Origin of the sequence: Streptomyces sp. HUAS MG91, from assembly GCF_040529335.1 — a bacterium.
Lineage (GTDB): Bacteria > Actinomycetota > Actinomycetes > Streptomycetales > Streptomycetaceae > Streptomyces > Streptomyces tabacisoli.
The window spans coordinates 6,308,212-6,330,888 of the sequence record NZ_CP159534.1; the positions used below are offsets into that span (position 1 = coordinate 6,308,212).

Genomic DNA, 22,677 nt, shown 5'->3' on the forward strand with positions numbered 1-22,677 from the left:
GGTGCCCCCGCCAGCCCGCCACCGGTCGACGCAGCCGGAGGTGCTCATGAGTGCGGAGGCGACCAACCCCGCGACCCCGGGGCCGATCACGCCCGGAGCCCAGCGAAGGCGTGGCCGTCCCCGGATCGACCTGCGGCGACTCGGCCGCGCGGCGCTCCTCGGGCCGGCCGGCCGGGACCGGCTGCCGGACGCGATCGGCCATGTGGCCGAGGCCCACCGGGCCCATTTCGCGGACGCCGATCTGGAGCCGCTGCGGCGTGCATACGTCCTGGCCGAGTCCTCGCACCGCGGCCAGATGCGCAAGAGCGGTGAGCCGTACATCACCCATCCGCTCGCCGTGACGCTGATCCTGGCCGAGCTGGGCGCGGAGACCACGACGCTGACCGCCTCCCTCCTCCACGACACCGTCGAGGACACGGACGTCACGCTCGACCAGGTGCGCACCGAGTTCGGCACCGAGGTCGCCTATCTCGTCGACGGCGTGACCAAGCTGGAGAAGGTCGACTACGGCGCCGCGGCCGAGCCCGAGACCTTCCGCAAGATGCTGGTCGCGACCGGCAACGACGTCCGCGTCATGTCGATCAAACTCGCCGACCGCCTGCACAACATGCGCACCCTCGGCGTGATGCGCCAGGAGAAGCAGGAGCGCATCGCCAAGGTCACCCGCGACGTCCTCATCCCGCTCGCCGAGCGCCTCGGCGTGCAGGCACTGAAGACCGAGCTGGAGGACCTCGTCTTCGCCATCCTGCGCCCCGAGGAGTACGGACAGACGCAGACCCTCATCGCCGCCGACACCGCCCGGGCCGAGAACCCCCTGGCGGACATCGCCGGCGAGGTGCGCGGCGTGCTCCGCGAGGCCGGGCTGACCGCCGAGGTCCTCATCCGGCCCCGGCACGCCGTCTCCGTCCACCGGGTGCTGCGCAAACGCGGCGAGCTGCGCGGCGCCGACTTCGGCCGCCTGCTCGTCCTCGTCTCCGAGGACGCCGACTGCTACGGCGTCCTGGGCGAACTGCACACCTGCTTCACGCCCGTGGTCTCGGAGTTCAAGGACTTCATCGCCGTACCGAAGTTCAACCTCTACCAGTCGCTGCACACCGCGGTGGCGCGGGCCGACGGCGAGGTCGCCGAAGTCCTCATCCGCACCCACCAGATGCACAAGGTGGCGGAGGCGGGCGTCGTCGCGCTCGGCAACCCGTACGCGCCCTCCGCCGAGGAACACCTCGACACCGTGGGCGAGCGCTCCGACCCCACCCGGCCGGGCTGGCTCTCCCGCCTCCTCGACTGGCAGCAGTCCGCGCCCGACACCGACACCTTCTGGTCGACGCTGCGCGAGGACCTCGCCCAGGACCGCGAGATCACCGTCTTCCGGCCCGACGGCGGGACCATCGGCCTGCCCGCGGGCGCCAGTTGCGTGGACGCCGCCTACGCGCAGTACGGCGAGGACGCCCACGCCGTCATCGGCGCGCGGGTCAACGGCCGCCTGGCGACGCTCAGCACCGTCCTCAAGGACGGCGACACGGTCCAGCCGCTCATGGACCGCATGGAGGGCGCCGCCGCCTCCGAGCCGTCCCGCGACTGGCTCGACCACGCCCGGACGCCCGCCGCGCGCATCGCCATCCGCCGCTGGCTGGCCGCGCACCCGGAAGGGCCGAGCGCACCGGAGTCCGCGCCCCGCGCCCCCTACAGCGGACCCTCGGCGCGCCCCTCTGCGGCGAACGCCGTCGTCGACCAGCCCGGCGCCACCGTCCGCCTCGCGGGCTGTTGTACGCCCGTACCGCCCGACGAGGTGACCGCCTTCGCCGTCCGCGGCGGCGCCGTCACCGTGCACCGCGTGGAGTGCCCCGCGGTGGCCCGCATGACCGGCGCGGGACGCCCCGAGGTCGGCGTCCGCTGGGCCGACGCCGAGACCGCCGAGTACCGGGTCACCCTGATCGCCGAATCCTTCAGCCGCCCGCACCTGCTCGCCGACCTGACCGAAGCCATAGCTCTCGAGGGCGTCGCCATCATCTCGGCGACCGTCGAACCCCCCGCGCAGGGCCGGGTCCGGCACACCTACACCCTCCAACTTCCCGGCTCCGCCCACCTCCAGGGCCTGATGCGGGCCATGCGCAACGTCCCGGGCGTGTACGACGTGGGGCGCGCCCAGCACGCGGCGGCCGGAGCGCTCTAGGGGGACCTCGTTCGGGTGGGTGCGGCGCGTGCCGCCGGACCCACCGGGGGCCGCGCTGATAGCCGTAGTTCATGCTGCTCAGCTCCCGAACCCCCCGCACCGTCGCGCTGCTCGCCGCCGGTGCCTCGGTCGCCCTGCTCGCCGCGGCCGCGCCGCCCGAGCCCGTCACACCGCTCGGCGTCGGCGACCGGCTCTTCCCGACCCTCGGCAACCCCGGCTACGACGTCCGCGCGTACGACATCTCGTTCACGTACAAGGGCGACAACGACAAGCCGCTCGACGCCGTCACCCGGATCGACGCGCGCGCCACCTCCCGGCTGGACCGGGTCAACCTCGACTTCTCGCACGGCACCGTACGGTCCGTCGAGGTGAACGGCGCGCCGGCGGACTTCGCCACCGGCGGCGAGGACCTCGTCGTCACGCCCGCCCGGCCCCTCGTGGCCGGTCAGCCGCTGCACATCACCGTGCGGCACACCAGCGACCCCAGGCCCGGCAAGGAGGAAGTGGGCTGGGTCCGCACCAAGGACGGGCTCGCCATGGCGAACCAGGCCGACGCCGCGCACCGCGTGTTCCCCTGCAACGACCACCCCTCCGACAAGGCGATGTTCACCTTCCGCGTGAACACGCCGCAGAAGTACACGGCCGTCGCCAACGGCCTGCCCACCTCCCTCACCCCCGGCGCCGGCGACACCACCGACTGGACGTACCGCACCGCCCACCCCATGGCCACCGAACTGGCCCAGGTCTCCATCGGGCGCTCCACCGTGCTGCACCAGAAGGGCCCGCACGGCCTCCCGGTGCGCGACGTGGTGCCCACCAAGGACGTCAAGGCGCTGCGCCCGTGGGTCGACAAGACGCCCGCGCAGCTCGCCTGGATGGAGAACAAGATCGGCCGCTACCCCTTCGAGAACTACGGGGTGCTGATCGCCGAGGCCAGCACCGGCTTCGAACTGGAGACACAGACCCTCTCGCTCTTCGAGCGGGACCTCTTCGTGCGCACCGAGTACCCGGCCTGGTACGTCGAGTCGGTCATGGTGCACGAGCTGGCCCACCAGTGGTTCGGCGACAGCGTCAGCCCCCGCACCTGGTCCGACCTCTGGCTCAACGAGGGGCACGCCACCTGGTACGAGGCCCTGTACGCGCAGGAGAAGGCCGACCGGCCCATGGAGACTAGGATGCGCAACGCCTACCGCGAGTCCGACGGCTGGCGTGCCTCCGGCGGGGCGCCCGCGGCCCCCAAGGGACCCACGCACGGCGAGAAGATCAGCATCTTCCGCCCGGTCGTCTACGACGGCAGCGCGCTCGTCCTGTACGCGCTGCGCCAGGAGATCGGCGCCAGGAAGTTCGAGCGGCTGGAGCGGCGATGGGTGGCCACGCACCGTGACGCCACCGCCACGACCGCCGACTTCACCGCCCTCGCCTCCCGGGTCGCCGGGCGCGACCTGAGCGGCTTCTTCCAGCAGTGGCTCTACGCGAAGAAGACGCCGCCGATGCCCGGACACCCGGACTGGAAGTCCGCCGCGGTGCGCGGCAAGGCCGGCAAATGACCGGCCGGGGCGGGCTTGGACCCGTGCGGCGCGGGAAATAACCCGGGTGACGAGACGGCCCGTACCGTGCGACCATCTTCAGGTCGACGGCGCGGGCCGGCCGACCGCCCGGCCCCGGACACCCGTCCGGGAATCCCGGGGGCGGCCCGAGCGTTGTCAGCAGTGACGGGCGAGACCCAGGTCACGTGCCGCACCCGGAAGCACTCCGGACCACATCCGAATCCCAGCGACGCAAAGGATCCAATGACCTCCTCTTCTTCCCCTTCCCAGGACGCGCAGAGCTTCGCGCAGAACCACACCGAAGGTCTTCGGGCCGATGCCCTGATGGAAGAGGACGTCGCCTGGAGCCACGAGATCGACTCGGACCGGGACGGTGATCAGTACGACCGTTCCGAGCGTGCGGCGCTGCGCCGTGTCGCCGGTCTGTCCACCGAGCTGGAGGACGTCACCGAGGTCGAGTACCGGCAGCTCCGCCTGGAGCGCGTGGTCCTCGTCGGCGTGTGGACGTCCGGCACGGTGCAGGACGCGGACAACTCCCTCGCGGAGCTGGCCGCCCTCGCCGAGACCGCGGGCGCGCTGGTCCTCGACGGCGTCACCCAGCGCCGTGACAAGCCCGACGCAGCGACGTACATCGGCTCCGGCAAGGCGCTGGAGCTGCGCGACATCGTCCTCGAGACCGGAGCCGACACCGTCGTCTGCGACGGTGAGCTCAGCCCCGGCCAGCTCATCCACCTCGAAGACGTCGTCAAGGTCAAGGTGGTCGACCGGACCGCCCTGATCCTCGACATCTTCGCCCAGCACGCCAAGTCCCGAGAGGGCAAGGCGCAGGTCGCCCTCGCGCAGATGCAGTACATGCTGCCGCGACTGCGCGGCTGGGGTCAGTCGCTGTCCCGGCAGATGGGTGGCGGCGGCGGTGGCGGCATGGCCACCCGCGGTCCCGGTGAGACCAAGATCGAGACGGACCGGCGACGGATCCGCGAGAAGATGGCGAAGATGCGCCGTGAGATCGCGGAGATGAAGACGGGCCGAGACATCAAGCGCCAGGAGCGCAAGCGCAACAAGGTGCCCTCGGTCGCCATCGCCGGGTACACGAACGCGGGCAAGTCCTCGCTGCTCAACCGCCTCACGGGCGCGGGCGTCCTGGTGGAGAACGCCCTGTTCGCCACCCTCGACCCGACCGTGCGCCGGGCCGAGACGCCGAGCGGCCGCCTGTACACGCTGGCCGACACGGTCGGATTCGTCCGGCACCTGCCGCACCACCTCGTCGAGGCGTTCCGCTCCACGATGGAGGAGGTCGGCGACTCCGACCTGATCCTGCACGTGGTCGACGGCTCGCACCCCGTGCCGGAGGAGCAGCTGGCCGCCGTGCGCGAGGTGATCCGGGACGTCGGCGCCACCGACGTGCCGGAGATCGTGGTGATCAACAAGGCGGACGCGGCGGACCCCCTGGTCCTCCAGCGGCTGCTGCGCAACGAGAAGCACGCGATCGCTGTCTCGGCCCGCACCGGCGCCGGCATCGACGAGCTGCTCGCGCTCATCGACGCCGAACTGCCGCGGCCCGAGGTCGAGATCGAGGTACTCGTGCCGTACACGCAGGGCAAGCTCGTCGCACGGGCGCACAGCGAGGGCGAGGTGATCTCCGAGGAGCACACCGCGGAGGGCACGCTGCTCAAGGCGCGCGTGCACGAGGAACTAGCGGCGGAGTTCGCGTCGTTCGTTCCGTCGGCCGCCGGCTGACATCCGGCCGCGGTGAGTGGTACGTGAGTGGGCCCGCCCCGGACATCCGGGGCGGGCCCACTCACGTACAACGGCCGCACTCCTGCTACTGGCCGGCGAACTTCTCGCTCACGGACTCGTAGACCGCCTTGGCCTCCTTGCCCAGCCGCGGACCGGCCAGCCACCCCGACGTCACCGGGCCGATCGAGGTGTTGGACACGAGCGCGGGCGTGCCGTCGGCTCCCTGCCCGACCCAGCCGCCGCCCGACGAACCGCCGGTCATGGTGCAGCCGATGCGGTACATCGTCGGGTCGGTCTGGGCCAGCGAGAGGCGGCCCGGCCTGTCGGCGCACTGGAAGAGCCGCTGCCCGTCGAACGGCGGCGCCGCCGGATAGCCCTTCGCCGTGAGCTGGGAGATCTTCGGCACGGCCGGCGCGTTGAAGTCCACCGGCAGCGCCGAACCGACCGTCTCCTCCAGGGACTTGTCGGTCGTGCCCTTCTCCGGCTTCACGTGCAGCACCGCGAAGTCGTACGGGGCGCCGGCGCCGCCGGTCGGACCGCCCTGCGCGATCCACTGGTCGGAGGTCTGCGCCGCGTCCGCCCACCAGACACCGTACGGAGCGATCTCCTCCCGCGTGACACCCTGGAGTTGCGCCGCGGACTTGGCGCTGTCGTTGTACGAGGGGACGAACGCGAGGTTGCGGTACCAGCCACCGTTCTTGCCCGCGTGCACACAGTGGCCGGCCGTCCAGACCATGTTGGACTTGCCGGGGTGCGCGGGGTCGGTGACCACGGTCGCCGAGCACTGCGCCTGACCCTCAGGGGTGTCGAAGACCAGCTTGCCCGCGTACGGGACGTTCTGGTGGTACGTGGCCGGGACTGCCGCCGCCTTCACGGGCCGCGGTTCCGGATCGGTCACCCCCTGGTCACCGGAGAGATCGCTGTCGTCGACCTGGCCGCCCGGGTTCTTGTCGGCGTCACGCATCCGGTCCGTGTCCCACAGACCGGCGATGATGGGATTGACGAAGTCCTGCGCCTCGCGCAGCCACTTGTCCCTGTCCCAGTTCTTCCACTCGCCGTTCTTCCACTTGTCCAGATCGAACCCGTGCTCCTTGAGCCGCTTCTTGATGCTGTCGGGTATCTGGATCTTGTCCCCGCCCGCGGTCGCGGACGTGGTCGGCTTCTCGTCCGCGTTGTCGTTGCTCGTCCCACAGGCCGTGGCGGTCAGGGCGAGCGCCGCACCGAGCGCGACCGCCGCCGCCACCGGGGACGTCCTGCCGCGCGCGCTCCGGGCGCGGCGAGCGGCGAACAACGGGCGTATGGGTCGCATGTCGTGAATCCCCCTGGGCTTCTTGGTGGTTGTGCCGCCGTACGGGTGCGCTGGGCAAGGGGTGCGCTCCGCCGCCCCTCCGCGTCCGAACGGCATCCCACACTATGCCGATGCCGTCGGGGACGACCGACGGAACAGCAACGGTTCCGTCACGGAGGGATCTTGGACGCGGCGCCGTTCGTTGAGACCGCCCCTCTCGGCAAAGGTCTCGTCATGTGTCGCACGAGTATCCGCTCCACCCGTGGCCCTCCGCTCCCGGCGTCGTTGGGTACGTACGGGGGATCCGCATCAGGCGTTCAGTCCTCGGCCCGTCCTGGCTCACCGCCCTGGCGGGCCTCGGTCGCGCCCGCGTGGCATCGCCCCGCCCACAGGTGAGTCGGCAGCCGCTGCCGGCCGTACATCCCAGCGGGAGGACCAACAGCCGTGGCCGTGACCGATCCTGCGCCCGTGGCGCTGCCCGCTCCGCACGACGGGGCGGACCGCGAGGCATCCGCATGCGACAGCGCCGTGCACGAAGGCATCCTGCGCCGGCAGTCCGCGCGCGAGTCGGCGGCCCGCACGTACGCGCGCTCGCTGCCGATCGTGCCCGTGCGGGCCCGCGGACTCACCATCGAGGGCGCCGACGGCCGCCGCTATCTGGACTGCCTCTCCGGCGCGGGAACCCTGGCGCTCGGCCACAACCACCCCGTCGTCCTCGAGGCCATCCGCAAGGTCCTCGACTCCGGCGCCCCGCTGCACGTCCTCGATCTGGCCACCCCGGTGAAGGACGCCTTCACCACCGAGCTGTTCCGCACCCTGCCGCCCGGGCTCGCCGACCGCGCCCGCATCCAGTTCTGCGGCCCGGCCGGGACGGACGCCGTCGAGGCCGCCCTCAAACTGGTCCGCACCGCCACCGGCCGCTCCGGCCTCCTCGCCTTCACCGGCGCCTATCACGGCATGACCGCAGGGGCGCTCGAAGCGTCCGGCGGCGCCCAGGACGTCCGGGTCACGCGCCTGCCCTACCCCCAGGACTACCGCTGCCCCTTCGGCGTCGGCGGCCCGCGCGGTGCCGAACTCGCCGCCCGGTGGACCGAGTCGCTGCTCGACGACACCAAGTCCGGAGTGCCCCGGCCCGCGGGCATGATCCTCGAACCCGTGCAGGGCGAGGGCGGCGTCATCCCCGCCCCGGACGCCTGGCTGCGCCGGATGCGGACCATCACCGAGAAGCGCTCGATCCCGCTGATCGCCGACGAGGTGCAGACCGGCGTCGGCCGCACCGGCGCCTTCTGGGCCGTCGACCACAGCGGTGTCGTACCGGACGTCATGGTCCTGTCCAAGGCGGTCGGCGGCAGCCTGCCGCTCGCCGTGGTCGTCTACCACGAGGACCTCGACGTCTGGAGCCCCGGCGCCCACGCCGGAACCTTCCGCGGCAACCAGCTCGCCATGGCGGCCGGCGCCGCCACCCTCGCCCACGTCCGCGAGAACCGGCTCGACCAGCGCGCCGCCGACCTCGGCGCCCGCATCCTGGGCCAACTGGAGCAGGCCGCAAAGGAGTTCGCGTGCGTCGGTGACGTCCGCGGACGCGGCCTGATGATCGGCATCGAGATCGTCGACCCGACGGGAGAGGCGTCCGGGCCGACCGCCGACGACGCGGGGAACCCGGCCGACGACACCCTCCTCGGCGCCCCTTCGGCATCGCCGCTTCCCGCGGCCCCCGCCCTCGCCGCCGCGGTGCGCGACGCCTGCCTCGACCGGGGCCTGATCGTCGAACTGGGCGGCCGCCACTCCAGCGTCGTACGGCTCCTGCCACCGCTCACCCTCACCGACGAACAGGCCGCGGCCGTCGTCGACCGGCTCACGGACGCCCTCGCCGCCGTGTCCCGCACGGCGCACTGCCCGTAGATCCGAGGACCCTCGGACGAGCCCCACCGCCCGCCGGACGGCGGCAAAAGCTCCGCCATACGTCCGGCAAGTCCTCGGCGTGCCCGTGTCTTTCTTGGCGCGGCGTCGTTGGGTGCCTACGGGGGATCTGTAGTCGGCGCTCAGCGTTCGGCCTGTCCTGGTGCGCGCCCGGACGGGTTCCCGTGGTTGTGGCCGCCCGCTCGTCCCGCCGCCACGTGAGTCGGCGAGCGCTGCCGACCCTTCGTCCCAGCGGGAGGACCAACAGCTGTGCCTGCGAGCGACCCGGTGTCCACGCCGCTGCCCGTCCCGTACGGAGCGCGGAGCGGGGGACCGGCGGCGCCCGGCCTCCCACGCCCCCGCACCCCGGTCACGGCCGGTGCCGTCGCGAGGTGGGCCCGGCACCGATAGCCGCACCGGAGCCGTCGGCAGGCTCCGCCCCACGTCCCAGACCACGCCCCACCCCAGGCACCACCGACGTACCCGGTGGCTCACCGGAGCAGAGCCGGACCACCGCCGTACGGAGCCCACCACACCGAGCAAGGAAGCACTCTTGAACGCCACACCCGCATCCGACGGCCGTCCCCGTCCCACCGCCGGCGGAAGCTGTGACACGCAGACCCCGGAGGCGCAGGAACGCGAAACGGTTCCCCGGCAGAAGAACAGCGGCCGGGAGGCCGGGCGTCCACGCACGTCCACCGTCGACCTCCTGGACCATCCGGATGCCGACACCGCCGCCCAGGTGGCGGCCATCGAGAACCTTCTGCGCTGCTGGGTGCGCGAGAACGACATGGCTCCTCCCTCCCTCGATCTCCTGCGGATCCCGCTGCCCGCCAGCGGCACCGCTCTCCTGGTCCCCGTCCACTACTGGTCGCCCACCGGGTGGCACCGCTTCGGCCTGCCCCACTTCGAGAACGGCCCGCACGGCGCTCCGTGCGTCGACGCCGTGACCCTGGCCGCCCTGCTCGGCCGCGAGTCGGCGCGCACCGGTGCGGACGAGGCCCCGGCCGACGCCAACGGCAGCCGCCCGCACACCTCGGCCGCGGCGCCGGGCGCGGACGTCGACCCGGCTTCGCCGCCGAGCGCCGCCGAGGCCCCGGAACCCGGCACCGCCTCCCTCGACGCCGGCCCCCGTCCGTCCGGCGACAGCGGTGATCTGGTCGGCCGGGTCGCCGACTCCGTGCGCCGCACCGCCGAGTTCATCGCCGACCGCCGGCGCAGGCCGACCGACGCCCCCGACACCTTCCTCGCCGCGGAACAGGCCCTCCTCCTCGGTCACCCGCTGCACCCGACGCCGAAGAGCCGCGAGGGACTCTCCGAGGCCGAAGCACGCCTCTACTCACCGGAGTTGCGCGGCTCGTTCCCCCTGCACTGGCTCGCTGTCGCACCGGACGTCCTCGCCCACGACTCCGCCTGGACCGAACGGGGCCGCACCGTCCCCGCCGCCGACCTGACCGCCCGCCTCGCCGGCCCCGGTCTCGCCGTGCCCGACGGCCACGCCGTCCTGCCGCTGCACCCCTGGCAGATCCGTGAACTCCGGCACCGCCCGGCCGTCGCCGAACTCCTCGACGCCGGCCTGCTGATCGACCTCGGCCCGCACGGCGAGCCCTGGTTCCCCACCTCCTCCGTCCGCACCCTGTACCGGTCCGGCGCTCCGGCCATGCTGAAGCTGTCGCTCGGCCTGCGCATCACCAACTCCCGCCGCGAGAACCTCCGCAAGGAACTCCACCGCGGTGTCGAGGTCCACCGACTGCTGCGCAGCGGAATCGCCGAGCGATGGCGCGCGGCCCACCCGGGCTTCGACATCGTCCGCGACCCTGCCTGGCTCGCCGTGGACCTCCCGGACGGCAGCGCGGCCCCCGGCCTCGACGTGATGATCCGCAACAACCCCTTCGGCCCGGCCGACGACGCCTCCTGCATCGCCGGGTTCGTCTCGCCCAGGCCGCCGGCCGACATCGACGCCGCCGGTCCGCTCGGCCGCACCCCGGTGGCCTCGCGCCTGGAGGCCGTCATCACCCGCCTCGCGGCCCGCACCGGACGCCCCGTCGGCGCCGTCTCCGCCGAGTGGTTCCTGCGCTATCTCGAACACGTCGTGCGCCCCGTGCTCTGGCTCGACAGCGAGGCAGGCGTCGCCCTCGAGGCCCACCAGCAGAACACGCTGCTGCTGCTCGACCCCGACGGCTGGCCCACCGGCGGCCGCTACCGCGACAACCAGGGCTACTACTTCCGCGAGTCCCACCGCGCCGCACTCGACCGGCGGCTGCCCGGCATCGGCGCGCAGAGCGACACCTTTGTCTCCGACGAGGTCACCGACGAGCGGTTCGCCTACTACCTCGCCATCAACAACGTCCTCGGCCTCATCGGCGCCTTCGGATCCCAACAGCTCGCCGACGAGCGGGTGTTGCTCGCGGCGTTCCGCCGCTTCCTCACCGAGGCCGCCACCGGCCCCACCCGGCTGAGCAGCCCGCTGCCGAGCCGGCTCCTCGACTCGCCGACCCTGCGCTGCAAGGCGAACCTGCTCACCCGGCTGCACGGCCTCGACGAGCTCGTCGGCCCGGTCGACACCCAGTCCGTCTACGTCACCATCGCCAACCCCCTCCATTCCTGAGCCCCCACGTACCCGAGGACCACGCCCGACACGACATCCCGAGAGGAGCGTCGCCGTGCCCCCGACCGATGCGAGCACCGACGCCGGCACCACTCCTGTCGCCGCCGACCCCGACGGCATCTCCGCCCACGCGTCCGAACCCGGACACCGCCCGGAGAGCAGCGACTGCCAGGACACCCTGGACCTGCGGCTGCCCGACGAACTGATCGCGCTCATCGCCGAGCAGGACACGTCCCGTCCTGCCCGCACCGAACCGGACGAGGGCCATCGCGGCGCCTCCGGGGCCACGCACCCCGAGGCACCGGCCCCGCAGGCCAAGACCTCCTTGATCAAGCCCCCTGACCTCACGGCCCGTGCCGAACACGATCTCCTCGACGACGTGGGGGAGTGGGGCCCCGTCACCACCGGCTCGGGCGTGTTCCAGCTCGTCCCCGCCCGCATCGACCGCGACCTGGCCCTCATCAGCCGTTGGATGAACGACCCGGCCGTGGCCGCGTTCTGGGAACTGTCCGGACCGGACGAGGTCACCGAGCGCCATCTGCGACCCCAGGTGGAGGGCGACGGACGCAGCGTGCCCTGCCTGGGCGTCCTGGACGGCAGGCCCATGAGCTACTGGGAGGTCTACCGCGCGGACCTCGACCCGCTGGCCCGCCACTACCCCGCTCGCCCGCACGACACCGGGATCCACCTCCTCATCGGTGGCGTCGCCAATCGCGGCCGAGGACTCGGCACCACGCTGCTCCAGGCCGTCTCCGACCTCGTACTCGACCATCGTCCGCAATGCGCACGCGTCGTCGCAGAACCTGACCTTCGCAACACCCCCTCCGTCTCCGCCTTCTTGAGCGCCGGATTCCGCTTCTCCGCCGAGGTGGATCTCCCCGACAAACGGGCCGCGCTCATGGTCCGAGACCGGGCCTTGCGCGCCGTGCTCCGACCCAGTCACTCTCAGTAACGATGCTCGACCTGATCCGGTTCCCGCCCGAGGAGTCCCCGTGCCGAATCCGTCCGTCGTCCCGAGTTCCGGAGAGCCGCCCGTCCTCCACACCCCGCCCGAACTGACCCCTGACACCTGGAACCGGGCAGGCGCACGGCTGCTGGCCAAGCTGATCGGCGAGTTCGCCTACGAGGACATCCTCCGCCCGGTCCCCGAGGACATAGGGGCATCGGCAGAGCCCTCGCACTCCGATTACGCCCTGGCCGTGCCCGCCGGTGGCGGACAGCTCGACACCGAAAAGCCCCGGGACGGAGCCGCGGACGGCGGAGTGCTCCGATTCCGGGCCCGCCGCGGCGCGTACGGCAGTTGGCAGGTCGACCCGACCAGCATCACCTGGACGCCGACGCCGACGCCGACGCCGACGCCGACGCCGACCCCGGAGCCCGGCCCGGAGCCGGACCTCGCGTCCCGGGCCGAGCCCCTCACCGACCCCCTCGCGTTCCTCGTGCGCGCCAAGCACGTCCTCCGCCTCGACGGCATCACCCTCGGGCACATCATCCGCGAACTCACCGTCACGCTCGCCGCGGACGCCCGGCTCGATCACACCGCCCTGACCTCGGCCCGCCTCGCCGACCTCGGCTACGCCGAACTCGAAGGCCACCAGACCGGCCACCCCTGGCTCGTCCTGAACAAGGGACGCCTCGGCTTCTCGGCGACCGACACCGCGCTCTGGGCCCCCGAGGCCCGCCGCCCCACCAGGCTCCCGTGGATCGCCGTGCACACCGACCTGGCCTCCTACCGCGGTGCGTCGGGTGCGGGCCTGGATTCCCCAGAGGTCCTCTACACCCGTGAACTGGACGTGGAGACGCGGGAACTGTTCGCCGGGACGCTGCGGGCCCGCGGCCTGGACCCGGCCTCGTACCTCTATCTGCCCGTGCACCCCTGGCAGTGGGACGACGTCGTCCTGCCCCTGTTCGCGCCCGCCGTCGCGGCGGGCGCGATCGTCCCGCTGCCCGCCGACGCCGACCTGCGCCTGCCCCAGCAGTCGATCCGCACGTTCCTCAACGCCACGCACCCCGAGCGGCTCACGGTGAAGCTGCCGCTGTCCATTCTCAACACCCTTGTATGGCGGGGACTGCCCACCGAGCGCACGCTCGCCGCACCCGCCGTCACCACATGGATGCACGCACTGCGCGACGCCGATCCCTTCCTGCGCGACGAATGCGGCGTCGTGCTGCTCGGCGAAGTGGCGTCGGTCGCGGTCAGCCACCCCCTGTACGACGGACTCGACGAAGTCCCCTACCAGTACAAAGAGCTGCTGGGAGCGATCTGGCGCGAGCCGGTGTCCCGACAACTCGCCCCGGGAGAGCGCGCGCGAACACTCGCCTCCTTGTTGCACATCGACTCCGAAGGGCGGGCGTTCACCGCGGAGCTGGTCGCCCGCTCCGGCCTCGATCCGAGGACCTGGCTGCGCAGGCTCTTCGCGACCCTGCTCCCGCCTCTGCTGCGCTTCCTCTACCGCTACGGAACGGTGTTCTCGCCCCACGGGGAGAACACCATCGTCGTCTTCGACGACCAGGACGTCCCCGTACGGCTCGCGGTCAAGGACTTCGTGGACGACGTGAACATCAGCTCCGTCTCGCTCCCCGAGCACGACGCCATGCCGCGAGAAGTCCGCGATGTACTGCTCACGGAGCGTCCCGACTTCCTCACACAGTTCATCCATTCCGGTCTGTTCGTGGGGGTCTTCCGCTACCTGGCTCCGCTGTACGAGGAACAACTCGGCCTGCCGGAGGACGAGTTCTGGTCATTGCTTCGCGCCGAGATCCTCCACCACCACGCCCGCTTCCCCGAGCTCAAGGACCGCTACGAGATGTTCGACCTGCTCACCCCGCAGATCGAGCGCCTGTGTCTCAACCGCAATCGGCTGCATCTCGACGGATACCGCGACCGCGCACACCGCCCGCACGCCGCCGTGCACGGCACCGTCGACAATCCTCTGCATCAGCTGTGATCGCGGGATTGTCAGTGGGGCCCCTTAGGGTGGTCGAGCTATGACGAAGCCCTCACTCCCCGATCTCCTGCATGCCGCCGTGACCGCTGTCGGCGGCACCGAGCGCCCTGGCCAGGTCACCATGGCCGAGACCGTCGCCGAGGCGATCGACGACGGTTCCCATCTGCTCGTCCAGGCGGGCACCGGCACCGGAAAGTCGCTCGGCTATCTGGTGCCGGCCCTGGCTCACGGGGAGCGCGTCGTGGTGGCGACCGCCACCCTGGCGCTGCAGCGTCAGCTCGTCGAGCGGGACCTCCCGCGCACGGTCGAGTCCCTGCATCCCCTGCTGCGGCGCCGTCCCGACTTCGCCATGCTCAAGGGCCGGTCGAACTATCTGTGCCTGCACCGGCTCCACGAGGGCGCGCCCCAGGAGGAGGAAGAGGGCCTGTTCGACCAGTTCGAGGCGGCCGCGCCGACGAGCAAGCTGGGCCAGGACCTGCTGCGGATGCGCGACTGGGCGGACGAGACGGAGACGGGGGACCGCGACAACCTCACCCCCGGCGTCTCCGACAAGGCGTGGTCCCAGGTGTCCGTCTCCTCGCGCGAGTGCCTCGGGGCCTCGAAGTGCGCGTACGGACAGGAATGCTTCGCCGAGATGGCCCGCGAGCGCGCCAAGCTCGCCGACGTCATCGTCACCAACCACGCACTCCTCGCGATCGACGCGATCGAGGGCGCCCCGGTGCTGCCCCAGCACGAGGTGCTGATCGTCGACGAGGCCCATGAACTGGTCTCGCGGGTCACCGGTGTCGCCACGGGCGAGCTGACACCCGGGCAGGTCAACCGCGCGGTGCGCCGCGCCGCCAAGCTCGTCAACGAGAAGGCCGCCGACCAGCTGCAGACCGCCGCCGAGGGCTTCGAGCGGATCATGGAGCTGGCCCTGCCGGGCCGCCTCGAAGAGATCCCCGAGGACCTGGGATACGCGCTGATGGCACTGCGCGACGCGGCCCGCACCGTGATCACAGCCCTGGGCACCACCCGGGACAAGTCCGTCCAGGACGAGGACGCGGTGCGCAAGCAGGCCCTCGCCTCGGTCGAGACGATCCACGACGTGGCGGAGCGGGTGACGAACGGCTCGGAGTGGGACGTCGTCTGGTACGAGCGCCACGACCGCTTCGGCGCCTCGCTGCGCGTCGCCCCCATGTCCGTATCGGGGCTGCTCCGCGAGAAGCTCTTCACGGACCGCTCGGTGGTCCTGACCTCGGCGACCCTGAAACTCGGCGGGGACTTCAACGGGGTGGGGGCATCGCTAGGCCTCGCCCCCGAAGGCACCACCGGCGACGACCTGCCCGTGTGGAAGGGCGTCGACGTCGGCTCACCCTTCGACTATCCGAAGCAGGGCATCCTCTACGTCGCCAAGCACCTTTCACGCCCCGCGCGCGAGGGCACCCGCACCGACATGATGGACGAGCTGACCGAGCTGATGCAGGCCGCGGGCGGCCGCACCCTCGGACTCTTCTCGTCGATGCGGGGCGCACAGGCCGCCGCCGAGGAACTGCGCGGCCGGATCCCGGAGTTCCCGATCCTGCTCCAGGGCGAGGACACCCTCGGCGAGCTGATCAAGGCCTTCGCGGCGGACCCGAAGACCTGCCTGTTCGGCACGCTCTCCCTGTGGCAGGGAGTGGACGTGCCGGGCGCCAGCTGCCAGCTGGTGGTCATGGACAAGATCCCGTTCCCACGCCCCGACGACCCGCTGATGAGCGCCCGCCAGAAGGCCGTGGAGGACGCCGGCGGCAATGGCTTCATGGCGGTGGCGGCGACCCACTCCGCCCTGCTGATGGCGCAGGGAGCGGGCCGTCTCGTCCGTGCGACGGGCGACCGGGGTGTCGTCGCGGTCCTCGACCCCCGCCTGGCGACGGCCCGCTACGGCAGCTACCTGCGGGCCTCCATGCCGAACTTCTGGTACACCACGGACCGCAATCAGGTGCGCCGCTCCCTGGCGGCGATCGACGCGGTGGCGAAGGCCGACGAGAAGTAGCCCCCACTCTCGGGCCCGGCGCGGACAGCGCTGGGCCCCGGAACCGGCGCAGTTGGTTCCGGGGCCCGGTCAGGGAGGAGCGTCAGACGCGCCGCAGAACGGCCACCACCTTGCCCAGGATGGTCGCCTCGTCACCGGGGATCGGCTGGTACGCGGAGTTGTGCGGGAGCAGCCACACATGCCCGTCCTCGCGCTTGAAGCGCTTGACGGTGGCCTCGCCGTCGAGCATGGCCGCGACGATGTCGCCGTTCTCCGCGACCGGCTGGCGGCGGACCGTGACCCAGTCGCCGTCACAGATCGCGGCCTCGATCATCGAGTCGCCGACGACCTTCAGCACGAACAGCTCGCCGTCGCCGACCAGCTGCCGGGGGAGCGGGAAAACATCCTCGACCGACTCCTCGGCGAGGATCGGGCCACCGGCCGCGATCCGGCCGACCAGCGGCACGTACGAAGCCGCCGGCTTACCGGTCGTGTCCGTCGGCTGCGCGCTGGGCTGGTCCGAGCCGCGGACCTCGTAGGCCCGGGGGCGGTGCGGGTCGCGACGCAGGAAGCCCTTGCGCTCGAGCGCCATCAGCTGGTGGGCGACCGACGATGTGCTGGACAGGCCCACCGCCTGGCCGATCTCCCGCATCGACGGCGGGTACCCCCTGCGCTGCACCGAGTCCCGGATGACCTCGATCACGCGGCGCTGGCGGTCCGTGAGCCCCGAACTGTCCGCCCGGATCCCTGGAGGTCGGCCGGGCAGAGAGCGCCCGGGCTTGGGCCCCTCCTGGCTCATGGATGCGTCATTCATGGCATGCACCGGCTCGAGTCGGCCCTGGGCGCGGCCCTGGGCAGTGATGGTGGCACTGTCTGCGGTCGTGGTCACGTCGGTCGGCCCCTCTCGAGAATGTCTCCCTAGCTAGCCAACGGTAGTTCCTTTCGAAAGGTTGCGCCAAACACACGTTCGAGTGAAAAATCGCAGATTACTTGTTGTGATCATGCGCCTAGGTGTATGGCTGCCCTCACGGAAGAACGGCAATTCGGTTTAATCCGGTACTCTTCACCGCCGGGACCGAGACCCGCCGAGCGGGCTCGCCCAGTCTGCCACTCACCGCCCCACCGATCAGGCACCGCCCCCGTTTTCGCGTGCGTCGCCCCGCTGGGGCCTGTGTCCTGTGGGGTCTGTGTGCCATGCGCCAAGGGCTTGGGGTCCGCGACACGCGCTAGGGCCGGAAAAGCGACCAAACCCCAGATGTAGTGGTTGGATTGCAACAGCAGCCCAGAAGTTGTGGTCCCCGGTCTTCCAGGGCCGTGGTCATCACCTATGCTTGGGGCTGCTGCGAGAGGCGGGATCAGCCTCTCGGGGCTACAGCGTCGTGCCGTGAAGGAGGGTTGGGAGTTATGCACTGCCCCTTCTGTAGGCATCCCGACAGCCGTGTCGTCGACAGTCGCACCACCGACGACGGCACATCGATCCGCCGACGCCGTCAGTGCCCGGACTGCTCCCGTCGCTTCACGACGGTGGAGACCTGCTCACTGATGGTGGTCAAGCGGAGCGGGGTGACCGAACCCTTCAGCCGCACCAAGGTCATCAACGGCGTGCGCAAGGCGTGCCAGGGACGGCCGGTGACCGAGGACGCCCTCGCCGTGCTCGGCCAGCGGGTCGAGGAGGCGGTGCGCGCCACCGGCAGCGCCGAACTGACCACTCATGACGTGGGCCTGGCCATACTGGGCCCGCTTCAGGAGCTCGACCTCGTCGCCTATCTGCGTTTCGCGTCCGTGTACCGGACGTTCGACTCGCTGGAGGACTTCGAGTCGGCGATCGCGGAACTGAGGGAACATGCGCCCGGCGCGGGAGCGGACGGCCCGGGCGGAGAGTACGTAGAGGGCGACAGTGGGCCCGGAGGGATTGGCGGTGTCCCCGTGGTCCCTGTGCCCGCACACGCCGCCGACTGACCGGCAGGGGCCGGGCGGCGGCGATCCACAGACCTGTTGCGGGCGGCAAGAGCGGCGGCCGCAACACAAGACACACACAGTGCCACGGGAAGATCGAGGCACTTTAAGGCGTTTTAGCCTGATATATGGGAGGCGGCATGACAGAGACGGCGAGCGGCCCGGCACGAGGTTCCCGTACCAAGGGTTCCAAGGCGACCAAGGGTCTGCGGATCGAGCGCATCCACACCACCCCCGGCGTGCACCCGTACGACGAGGTGGAGTGGGCGCATCGCGACGTCGTCATGACCAACTGGCGCGACGGCTCGATCAACTTCGAGCAGCGTGGCGTCGAGTTCCCCGAGTTCTGGTCGGTGAACGCGGTCAACATCGTCACCAGCAAGTACTTCCGCGGCGCTGTGGGCACCCCGCAGCGTGAGGTGAGCCTCAAGCAGCTCATCGACCGCATCGTGAAGACGTATCGGAAGGCCGGCGAGGACTACAAGTACTTCGCGTCGCCCGCCGACGCCGAGATCTTCGAGCACGAGCTGGCGTACGCCCTCCTGCACCAGATCTTCAGCTTCAACTCCCCGGTGTGGTTCAACGTGGGCACGCCGCAGCCCCAGCAGGTCTCCGCCTGCTTCATCCTTGCCGTCGACGACTCCATGGAGTCGATCCTCGACTGGTACAAGGAAGAGGGCATGATCTTCAAGGGCGGCTCCGGCGCCGGCCTGAACCTCTCCCGCATCCGCTCCTCCAAGGAACTGCTGTCCTCGGGCGGCAACGCCTCGGGTCCGGTCTCCTTCATGCGCGGTGCCGACGCCTCTGCAGGAACGATCAAGTCGGGTGGCGCCACGCGTCGCGCGGCCAAGATGGTCATCCTGGATGTCGACCACCCCGACATCGAGGACTTCATCGAGACCAAGGTGAAGGAAGAGGAGAAGATCCGCGCCCTGCGCGACGCGGGCTTCGACATGGACCTGGGCGGCGACGACATCACGTCCGTCCAGTACCAGAACGCCAACAACTCGGTCCGCGTGAACGACGCGTTCATGAAGGCGGTCGAGGAGGGCGGCAAGTTCGGCCTCACCTCGCGCATGACCGGCGAGACCATCGAGGAGGTCGACGCCAAGTCGCTCTTCCGCAAGATGGCCGAGGCCGCCTGGGCCTGCGCCGACCCCGGCATCCAGTACGACGACACCATCAACCACTGGCACACGTGCCCGGAGTCCGGCCGCATCAACGGCTCGAACCCGTGCAGCGAGTACATGCACCTGGACAACACGTCCTGCAACCTCGCCTCGCTGAACCTGATGAAGTTCCTCAAGGACGACGGCAAGGGCAACCAGTCCTTCGACGTCGACCGCTTCTCCAAGGTCGTCGAGCTGGTCATCACCGCGATGGACATCTCGATCTGCTTCGCGGACTTCCCCACCGAGAAGATCGGTGAGAACACCCGCGCCTTCCGTCAGCTCGGCATCGGCTACGCGAACCTGGGCGCCCTGCTCATGGCGACCGGCCACGCCTACGACTCCGACGGCGGCCGCGCCCTCGCCGGCGCCATCACGTCGCTGATGACGGGTACGTCGTACAAGCGCTCCGCCGAGCTGGCCGCGGTCGTCGGCCCGTACGACGGTTACGCCAAGAACGCCACCCCGCACCAGCGCGTCATGAAGCAGCACGCCGACGCCAACACCGCGGCCGTCCGCATGGACGACCTGGACAACCCGATCTGGGCCGCCGCCACGGAGGCCTGGCAGGACGTCGTCCGCCTCGGCGAGAAGAACGGTTTCCGTAACGCGCAGGCGTCCGTCATCGCGCCGACCGGCACCATCGGTCTCGCGATGTCCTGCGACACCACCGGCCTCGAGCCCGACCTCGCCCTGGTCAAGTTCAAGAAGCTGGTCGGCGGCGGCTCGATGCAGATCGTCAACGGCACCGTCCCGCAGGCCCTGCGCCGCCTGGGCTACCAGGAGGAGCAGATCGAGGCGATCGTCGCGCACATCGCCGAGAACGGGAACGTCATCGACGCCCCCGGCCTCAAGCCCGAGCACTACGAGGTCTTCGACTGCGCGATGGGCGAGCGCTCCATCTCCGCGATGGGCCACGTCCGCATGATGGCCGCCATCCAGCCCTGGATCTCCGGCGCCCTCTCCAAGACCGTCAACCTGCCGGAGACGGCGACGGTCGAGGACGTCGAGGAGGTTTACTTCGAGGCCTGGAAGATGGGCGTCAAGGCGCTCGCCATCTACCGCGACAACTGCAAGGTCGGCCAGCCCCTCTCCGCCAAGAAGAAGGAGCAGGAGAAGACCGAGGTCACCGCGAAGACCGAGGCGACGATCCGCGAGGCCGTCGAGAAGGTCGTCGAGTACCGCCCGGTACGCAAGCGCCTCCCCAAGGGCCGTCCCGGCATCACCACCTCCTTCACGGTCGGCGGCGCCGAGGGCTACATGACCGCCAACTCCTACCCGGACGACGGTCTCGGCGAGGTCTTCCTGAAGATGTCCAAGCAGGGCTCCACCCTCGCGGGCATGATGGACGCCTTCTCCATCGCCGTCTCGGTCGGCCTCCAGTACGGCGTGCCGCTGGAGACCTACGTCTCGAAGTTCACCAACATGCGCTTCGAGCCGGCCGGCATGACGGACGACCCGGACGTGCGGATGGCGCAGTCGATCGTCGACTACATCTTCCGCCGCCTGGCGCTCGACTTCCTGCCCTTCGAGACGCGCTCCGCGCTCGGCATCCACTCGGCCGACGAGCGTCAGCGCCACCTGGAGACGGGCTCGTACGAGCCCACCGAGGAAGAGGTCGACGTCGAGGGCCTGGCCCAGTCGGCGCCGCTCGCCCAGGAGCTGAAGGCCGTCGAGACGCCGAAGGCCGAGGCCGCCGCCGTGGTGCCCGCTCCGCAGCAGGCGCACACCAGTGCCGAGCTCGTCGAGATGCAGCTGGGCATCCAGGCCGACGCCCCGCTCTGCTTCTCCTGCGGTACGAAGATGCAGCGCGCCGGCTCCTGCTACATCTGCGAGGGCTGCGGCTCGACCAGCGGTTGCAGCTGATCTGACGGTTCGGTCCGGCCTCCCGGCCGGACCGATCGGCTGACCTGAGGGCGGCGGAACCCCTGTGGTTCCGCCGCCCTTCGGCATGAGCGGCCACCGGCGGTGCTACAGGGCGCCCATCGCGGACGTGAACGCGTTCAGGTCGCCGTCGAAGCCGTGGACGACCTCCTGGAAGGTCCACTCGCCGTCCGCGTCCCGGGTGAACTCCGCGACGGTGGTCGCCGAGTGCGCCGCCACCGCGGAGAGGTCGTGCTCCGACAGATCGGTGTAGCCCTCGCGTATGCGTACGGCCGTGCTCGCCACGTCCCAGAACGTCTTCGGCCTGTCGGACGGCTGCTCGTTCTGCTGGAGGGCGACGCCGACCACCACGCGGGCGTACTGCCCGCCCAGGCGGTCCAGTTCGAGCGTCATGACCTCGTCGAAGCCGAACCCCTGGCCGTTCCTGCTGTCCCGGTTCAGGACGATCGTCCCGTCCGGGGAGCGGCTGTCGAAGTGGACGACGTAGGCCGGGGTGCCACGCGGGTCCTCGCGGGTGTACGCGGCCGCGACCAGGTCCAGGTCGTGGGGTGGCGAACCGACCGGGCTCGGGTCCCACTTCAGACCGACCTCGACCTTCTCGATCCCCTTGCGGAGACTGCTCACCGAACTCCCCCTTCTCGGTGCGATGTTGAGTGCTACTCACACGCTACGTCGTCCCACCGACAACGGTGAGCCCGTCTCCGTCCGCGTGACCCGACAGCGGAGTTCGCGCCGCGGTGGCCGGGACGGGTGCGTGATGCCCCAGGTGATGCCGACCGCCCGGGGGCGGAGAAGAGCGCGAAGGTGAGCACTGCACCAGAGAGTCACCCCGCGTCACGCACCGCGCCGTACGATGGCGCGGTGCTGGTCAAGTGGATTCGCTGCACTGTGGTGGACCGTCGGGGGTTCGAGCGGGGACAGCGGAAATGGGCGGGGCTCCTTGGGGAGCCGGGGTTCCGGGGGCAGGGCGGGGGATGGAGCAGGCGGCGGCCGGAAGTGGCCCATGTCTTCGGCTTCTGGGAGAGCCGCGCCTTCTACGACTCCTTCATGGCACGCGCCCACGACCGGCTCGCGGCCGGCCAGTCCGGCACGTACAAGGACATGCGGGTGAAGCTCTTCGACTACCGCTTCGACGTGAAGACCGGCTTCGAGCCGCGCTTCACGGACGCGGACGTGGTGCGGGTGGCGCACTGCCGAGTGAACCCCGAGCGGGCCGAGCACTTCACCTTGATGCAGCAGAAGGTGTGGAACCCTGCGATGGCCGGTTCGCCCGGTATGGTGCGAGGGCTCTTCGGCGCCGCGTCCGACGAGGAGTTCCTGGTCCTGTCCATGTGGCGGTCGGCGGCCGAGCACGGCAAGTACCAGGTGGACCGGGTGGAGCGGCTGTCCGTGCGGGCTCAGACGGACGCCGACGTCTCCGACGTCTCCGGTGACATCGTGCGACTCGAGCCGACCTGGACGGTCTGAGCGCGTCACCA

The 22,677-nt window shown here is 70.9% G+C and carries 14 protein-coding genes; 11 read left to right on the plus strand and 3 right to left on the minus strand.

The window, feature by feature from the left end; all coding sequences use genetic code 11:
- Positions 1 to 46 precede the first annotated feature (46 nt).
- The 3 genes from ABII15_RS28725 to hflX all read left to right on the plus strand — a co-directional run bounded on the left by ABII15_RS28725 (position 47) and on the right by hflX (position 5,454).
- The gene (locus ABII15_RS28725; RefSeq protein ID WP_353945154.1) at positions 47 to 2,170 is read left to right on the plus strand and encodes an HD domain-containing protein; all 2,124 of its coding nucleotides are present in this window, start codon (positions 47 to 49) and stop codon (positions 2,168 to 2,170) included.
- A gap of 71 nt (positions 2,171 to 2,241) precedes the next feature.
- A complete protein-coding gene (locus ABII15_RS28730; protein WP_353945155.1) occupies positions 2,242 to 3,717 on the plus strand; it encodes a M1 family metallopeptidase in 1,476 nt (491 codons plus the stop codon).
- 243 nt (positions 3,718 to 3,960) lie between these two features.
- Entirely contained in the window at positions 3,961 to 5,454 is a 1,494-nt protein-coding gene (hflX, locus tag ABII15_RS28735; protein ID WP_353945156.1) for a GTPase HflX, read from the plus strand.
- A gap of 85 nt (positions 5,455 to 5,539) precedes the next feature.
- Here hflX and ABII15_RS28740 read toward each other — a convergent pair whose 3' ends face one another.
- Positions 5,540 to 6,763, minus strand: a complete 1,224-nt coding sequence (locus tag ABII15_RS28740; RefSeq protein WP_353945157.1) for a hypothetical protein — start codon at positions 6,761 to 6,763, stop codon at positions 5,540 to 5,542.
- Between the two features lie 453 nt (positions 6,764 to 7,216).
- Between ABII15_RS28740 and ABII15_RS28745 the strand changes: the two genes are divergently transcribed.
- The 5 genes from ABII15_RS28745 (at position 7,217) to ABII15_RS28765 (ending at position 16,211) form a co-directional block, all read left to right on the plus strand.
- Positions 7,217 to 8,644: a diaminobutyrate--2-oxoglutarate transaminase family protein gene (locus tag ABII15_RS28745; protein WP_353947235.1), complete on the plus strand. Its 1,428-nt coding sequence runs from the start codon at positions 7,217 to 7,219 to the stop codon at positions 8,642 to 8,644.
- 550 nt (positions 8,645 to 9,194) lie between these two features.
- Positions 9,195 to 11,249 (plus strand): IucA/IucC family protein, encoded by a 2,055-nt coding sequence (locus ABII15_RS28750; protein WP_353945158.1) that lies wholly within the window; start codon positions 9,195 to 9,197, stop codon positions 11,247 to 11,249.
- A gap of 55 nt (positions 11,250 to 11,304) precedes the next feature.
- Complete coding sequence (locus tag ABII15_RS28755; RefSeq protein WP_353945159.1) at positions 11,305 to 12,201, plus strand: GNAT family N-acetyltransferase; 897 nt, start codon at positions 11,305 to 11,307, stop codon at positions 12,199 to 12,201.
- Between the two features lie 40 nt (positions 12,202 to 12,241).
- Entirely contained in the window at positions 12,242 to 14,197 is a 1,956-nt protein-coding gene (locus ABII15_RS28760) for an IucA/IucC family siderophore biosynthesis protein (RefSeq protein WP_353945160.1), read from the plus strand.
- A 40-nt stretch (positions 14,198 to 14,237) separates the two neighbouring features.
- Complete coding sequence (locus tag ABII15_RS28765; RefSeq protein ID WP_353945161.1) at positions 14,238 to 16,211, plus strand: ATP-dependent DNA helicase; 1,974 nt, start codon at positions 14,238 to 14,240, stop codon at positions 16,209 to 16,211.
- Between the two features lie 82 nt (positions 16,212 to 16,293).
- Here ABII15_RS28765 and lexA read toward each other — a convergent pair whose 3' ends face one another.
- Positions 16,294 to 17,079 (minus strand): transcriptional repressor LexA, encoded by a 786-nt coding sequence (lexA, locus tag ABII15_RS28770; RefSeq protein WP_353945162.1) that lies wholly within the window; start codon positions 17,077 to 17,079, stop codon positions 16,294 to 16,296.
- Positions 17,080 to 17,594: 515 nt separating this feature from the next.
- On the opposite strand from lexA, the gene nrdR reads away from it, so the two are divergent.
- Together nrdR and ABII15_RS28780 are read left to right on the plus strand one after the other, a co-directional pair.
- Entirely contained in the window at positions 17,595 to 18,149 is a 555-nt protein-coding gene (gene nrdR, locus ABII15_RS28775) for a transcriptional regulator NrdR (protein WP_353945163.1), read from the plus strand.
- A gap of 137 nt (positions 18,150 to 18,286) precedes the next feature.
- Positions 18,287 to 21,181: a vitamin B12-dependent ribonucleotide reductase gene (locus ABII15_RS28780; RefSeq protein WP_353945164.1), complete on the plus strand. Its 2,895-nt coding sequence runs from the start codon at positions 18,287 to 18,289 to the stop codon at positions 21,179 to 21,181.
- Between the two features lie 105 nt (positions 21,182 to 21,286).
- Here the strand turns inward: ABII15_RS28780 and ABII15_RS28785 are convergent, their stop codons facing one another.
- Positions 21,287 to 21,823: a TerD family protein gene (locus tag ABII15_RS28785; protein WP_353945165.1), complete on the minus strand. Its 537-nt coding sequence runs from the start codon at positions 21,821 to 21,823 to the stop codon at positions 21,287 to 21,289.
- 237 nt (positions 21,824 to 22,060) lie between these two features.
- Between ABII15_RS28785 and ABII15_RS28790 the strand changes: the two genes are divergently transcribed.
- Complete coding sequence (locus ABII15_RS28790; RefSeq protein ID WP_353945166.1) at positions 22,061 to 22,666, plus strand: YdbC family protein; 606 nt, start codon at positions 22,061 to 22,063, stop codon at positions 22,664 to 22,666.
- Positions 22,667 to 22,677 lie beyond the last annotated feature (11 nt).

Coding starts and splice junctions, on each gene's coding strand:
- ABII15_RS28725 (WP_353945154.1), top strand. CDS start 47: ATGAGTGCGGAGGCGACCAACCCCGCGACCCCGGGGCCGATCACGCCC.
- ABII15_RS28730 (WP_353945155.1), top strand. CDS start 2,242: ATGCTGCTCAGCTCCCGAACCCCCCGCACCGTCGCGCTGCTCGCCGCC.
- hflX (WP_353945156.1), top strand. CDS start 3,961: ATGACCTCCTCTTCTTCCCCTTCCCAGGACGCGCAGAGCTTCGCGCAG.
- ABII15_RS28740 (WP_353945157.1), bottom strand. CDS start 6,763: ATGCGACCCATACGCCCGTTGTTCGCCGCTCGCCGCGCCCGGAGCGCG.
- ABII15_RS28765 (WP_353945161.1), top strand. CDS start 14,238: ATGACGAAGCCCTCACTCCCCGATCTCCTGCATGCCGCCGTGACCGCT.
- nrdR (WP_353945163.1), top strand. CDS start 17,595: ATGCACTGCCCCTTCTGTAGGCATCCCGACAGCCGTGTCGTCGACAGT.
- ABII15_RS28780 (WP_353945164.1), top strand. CDS start 18,287: ATGACAGAGACGGCGAGCGGCCCGGCACGAGGTTCCCGTACCAAGGGT.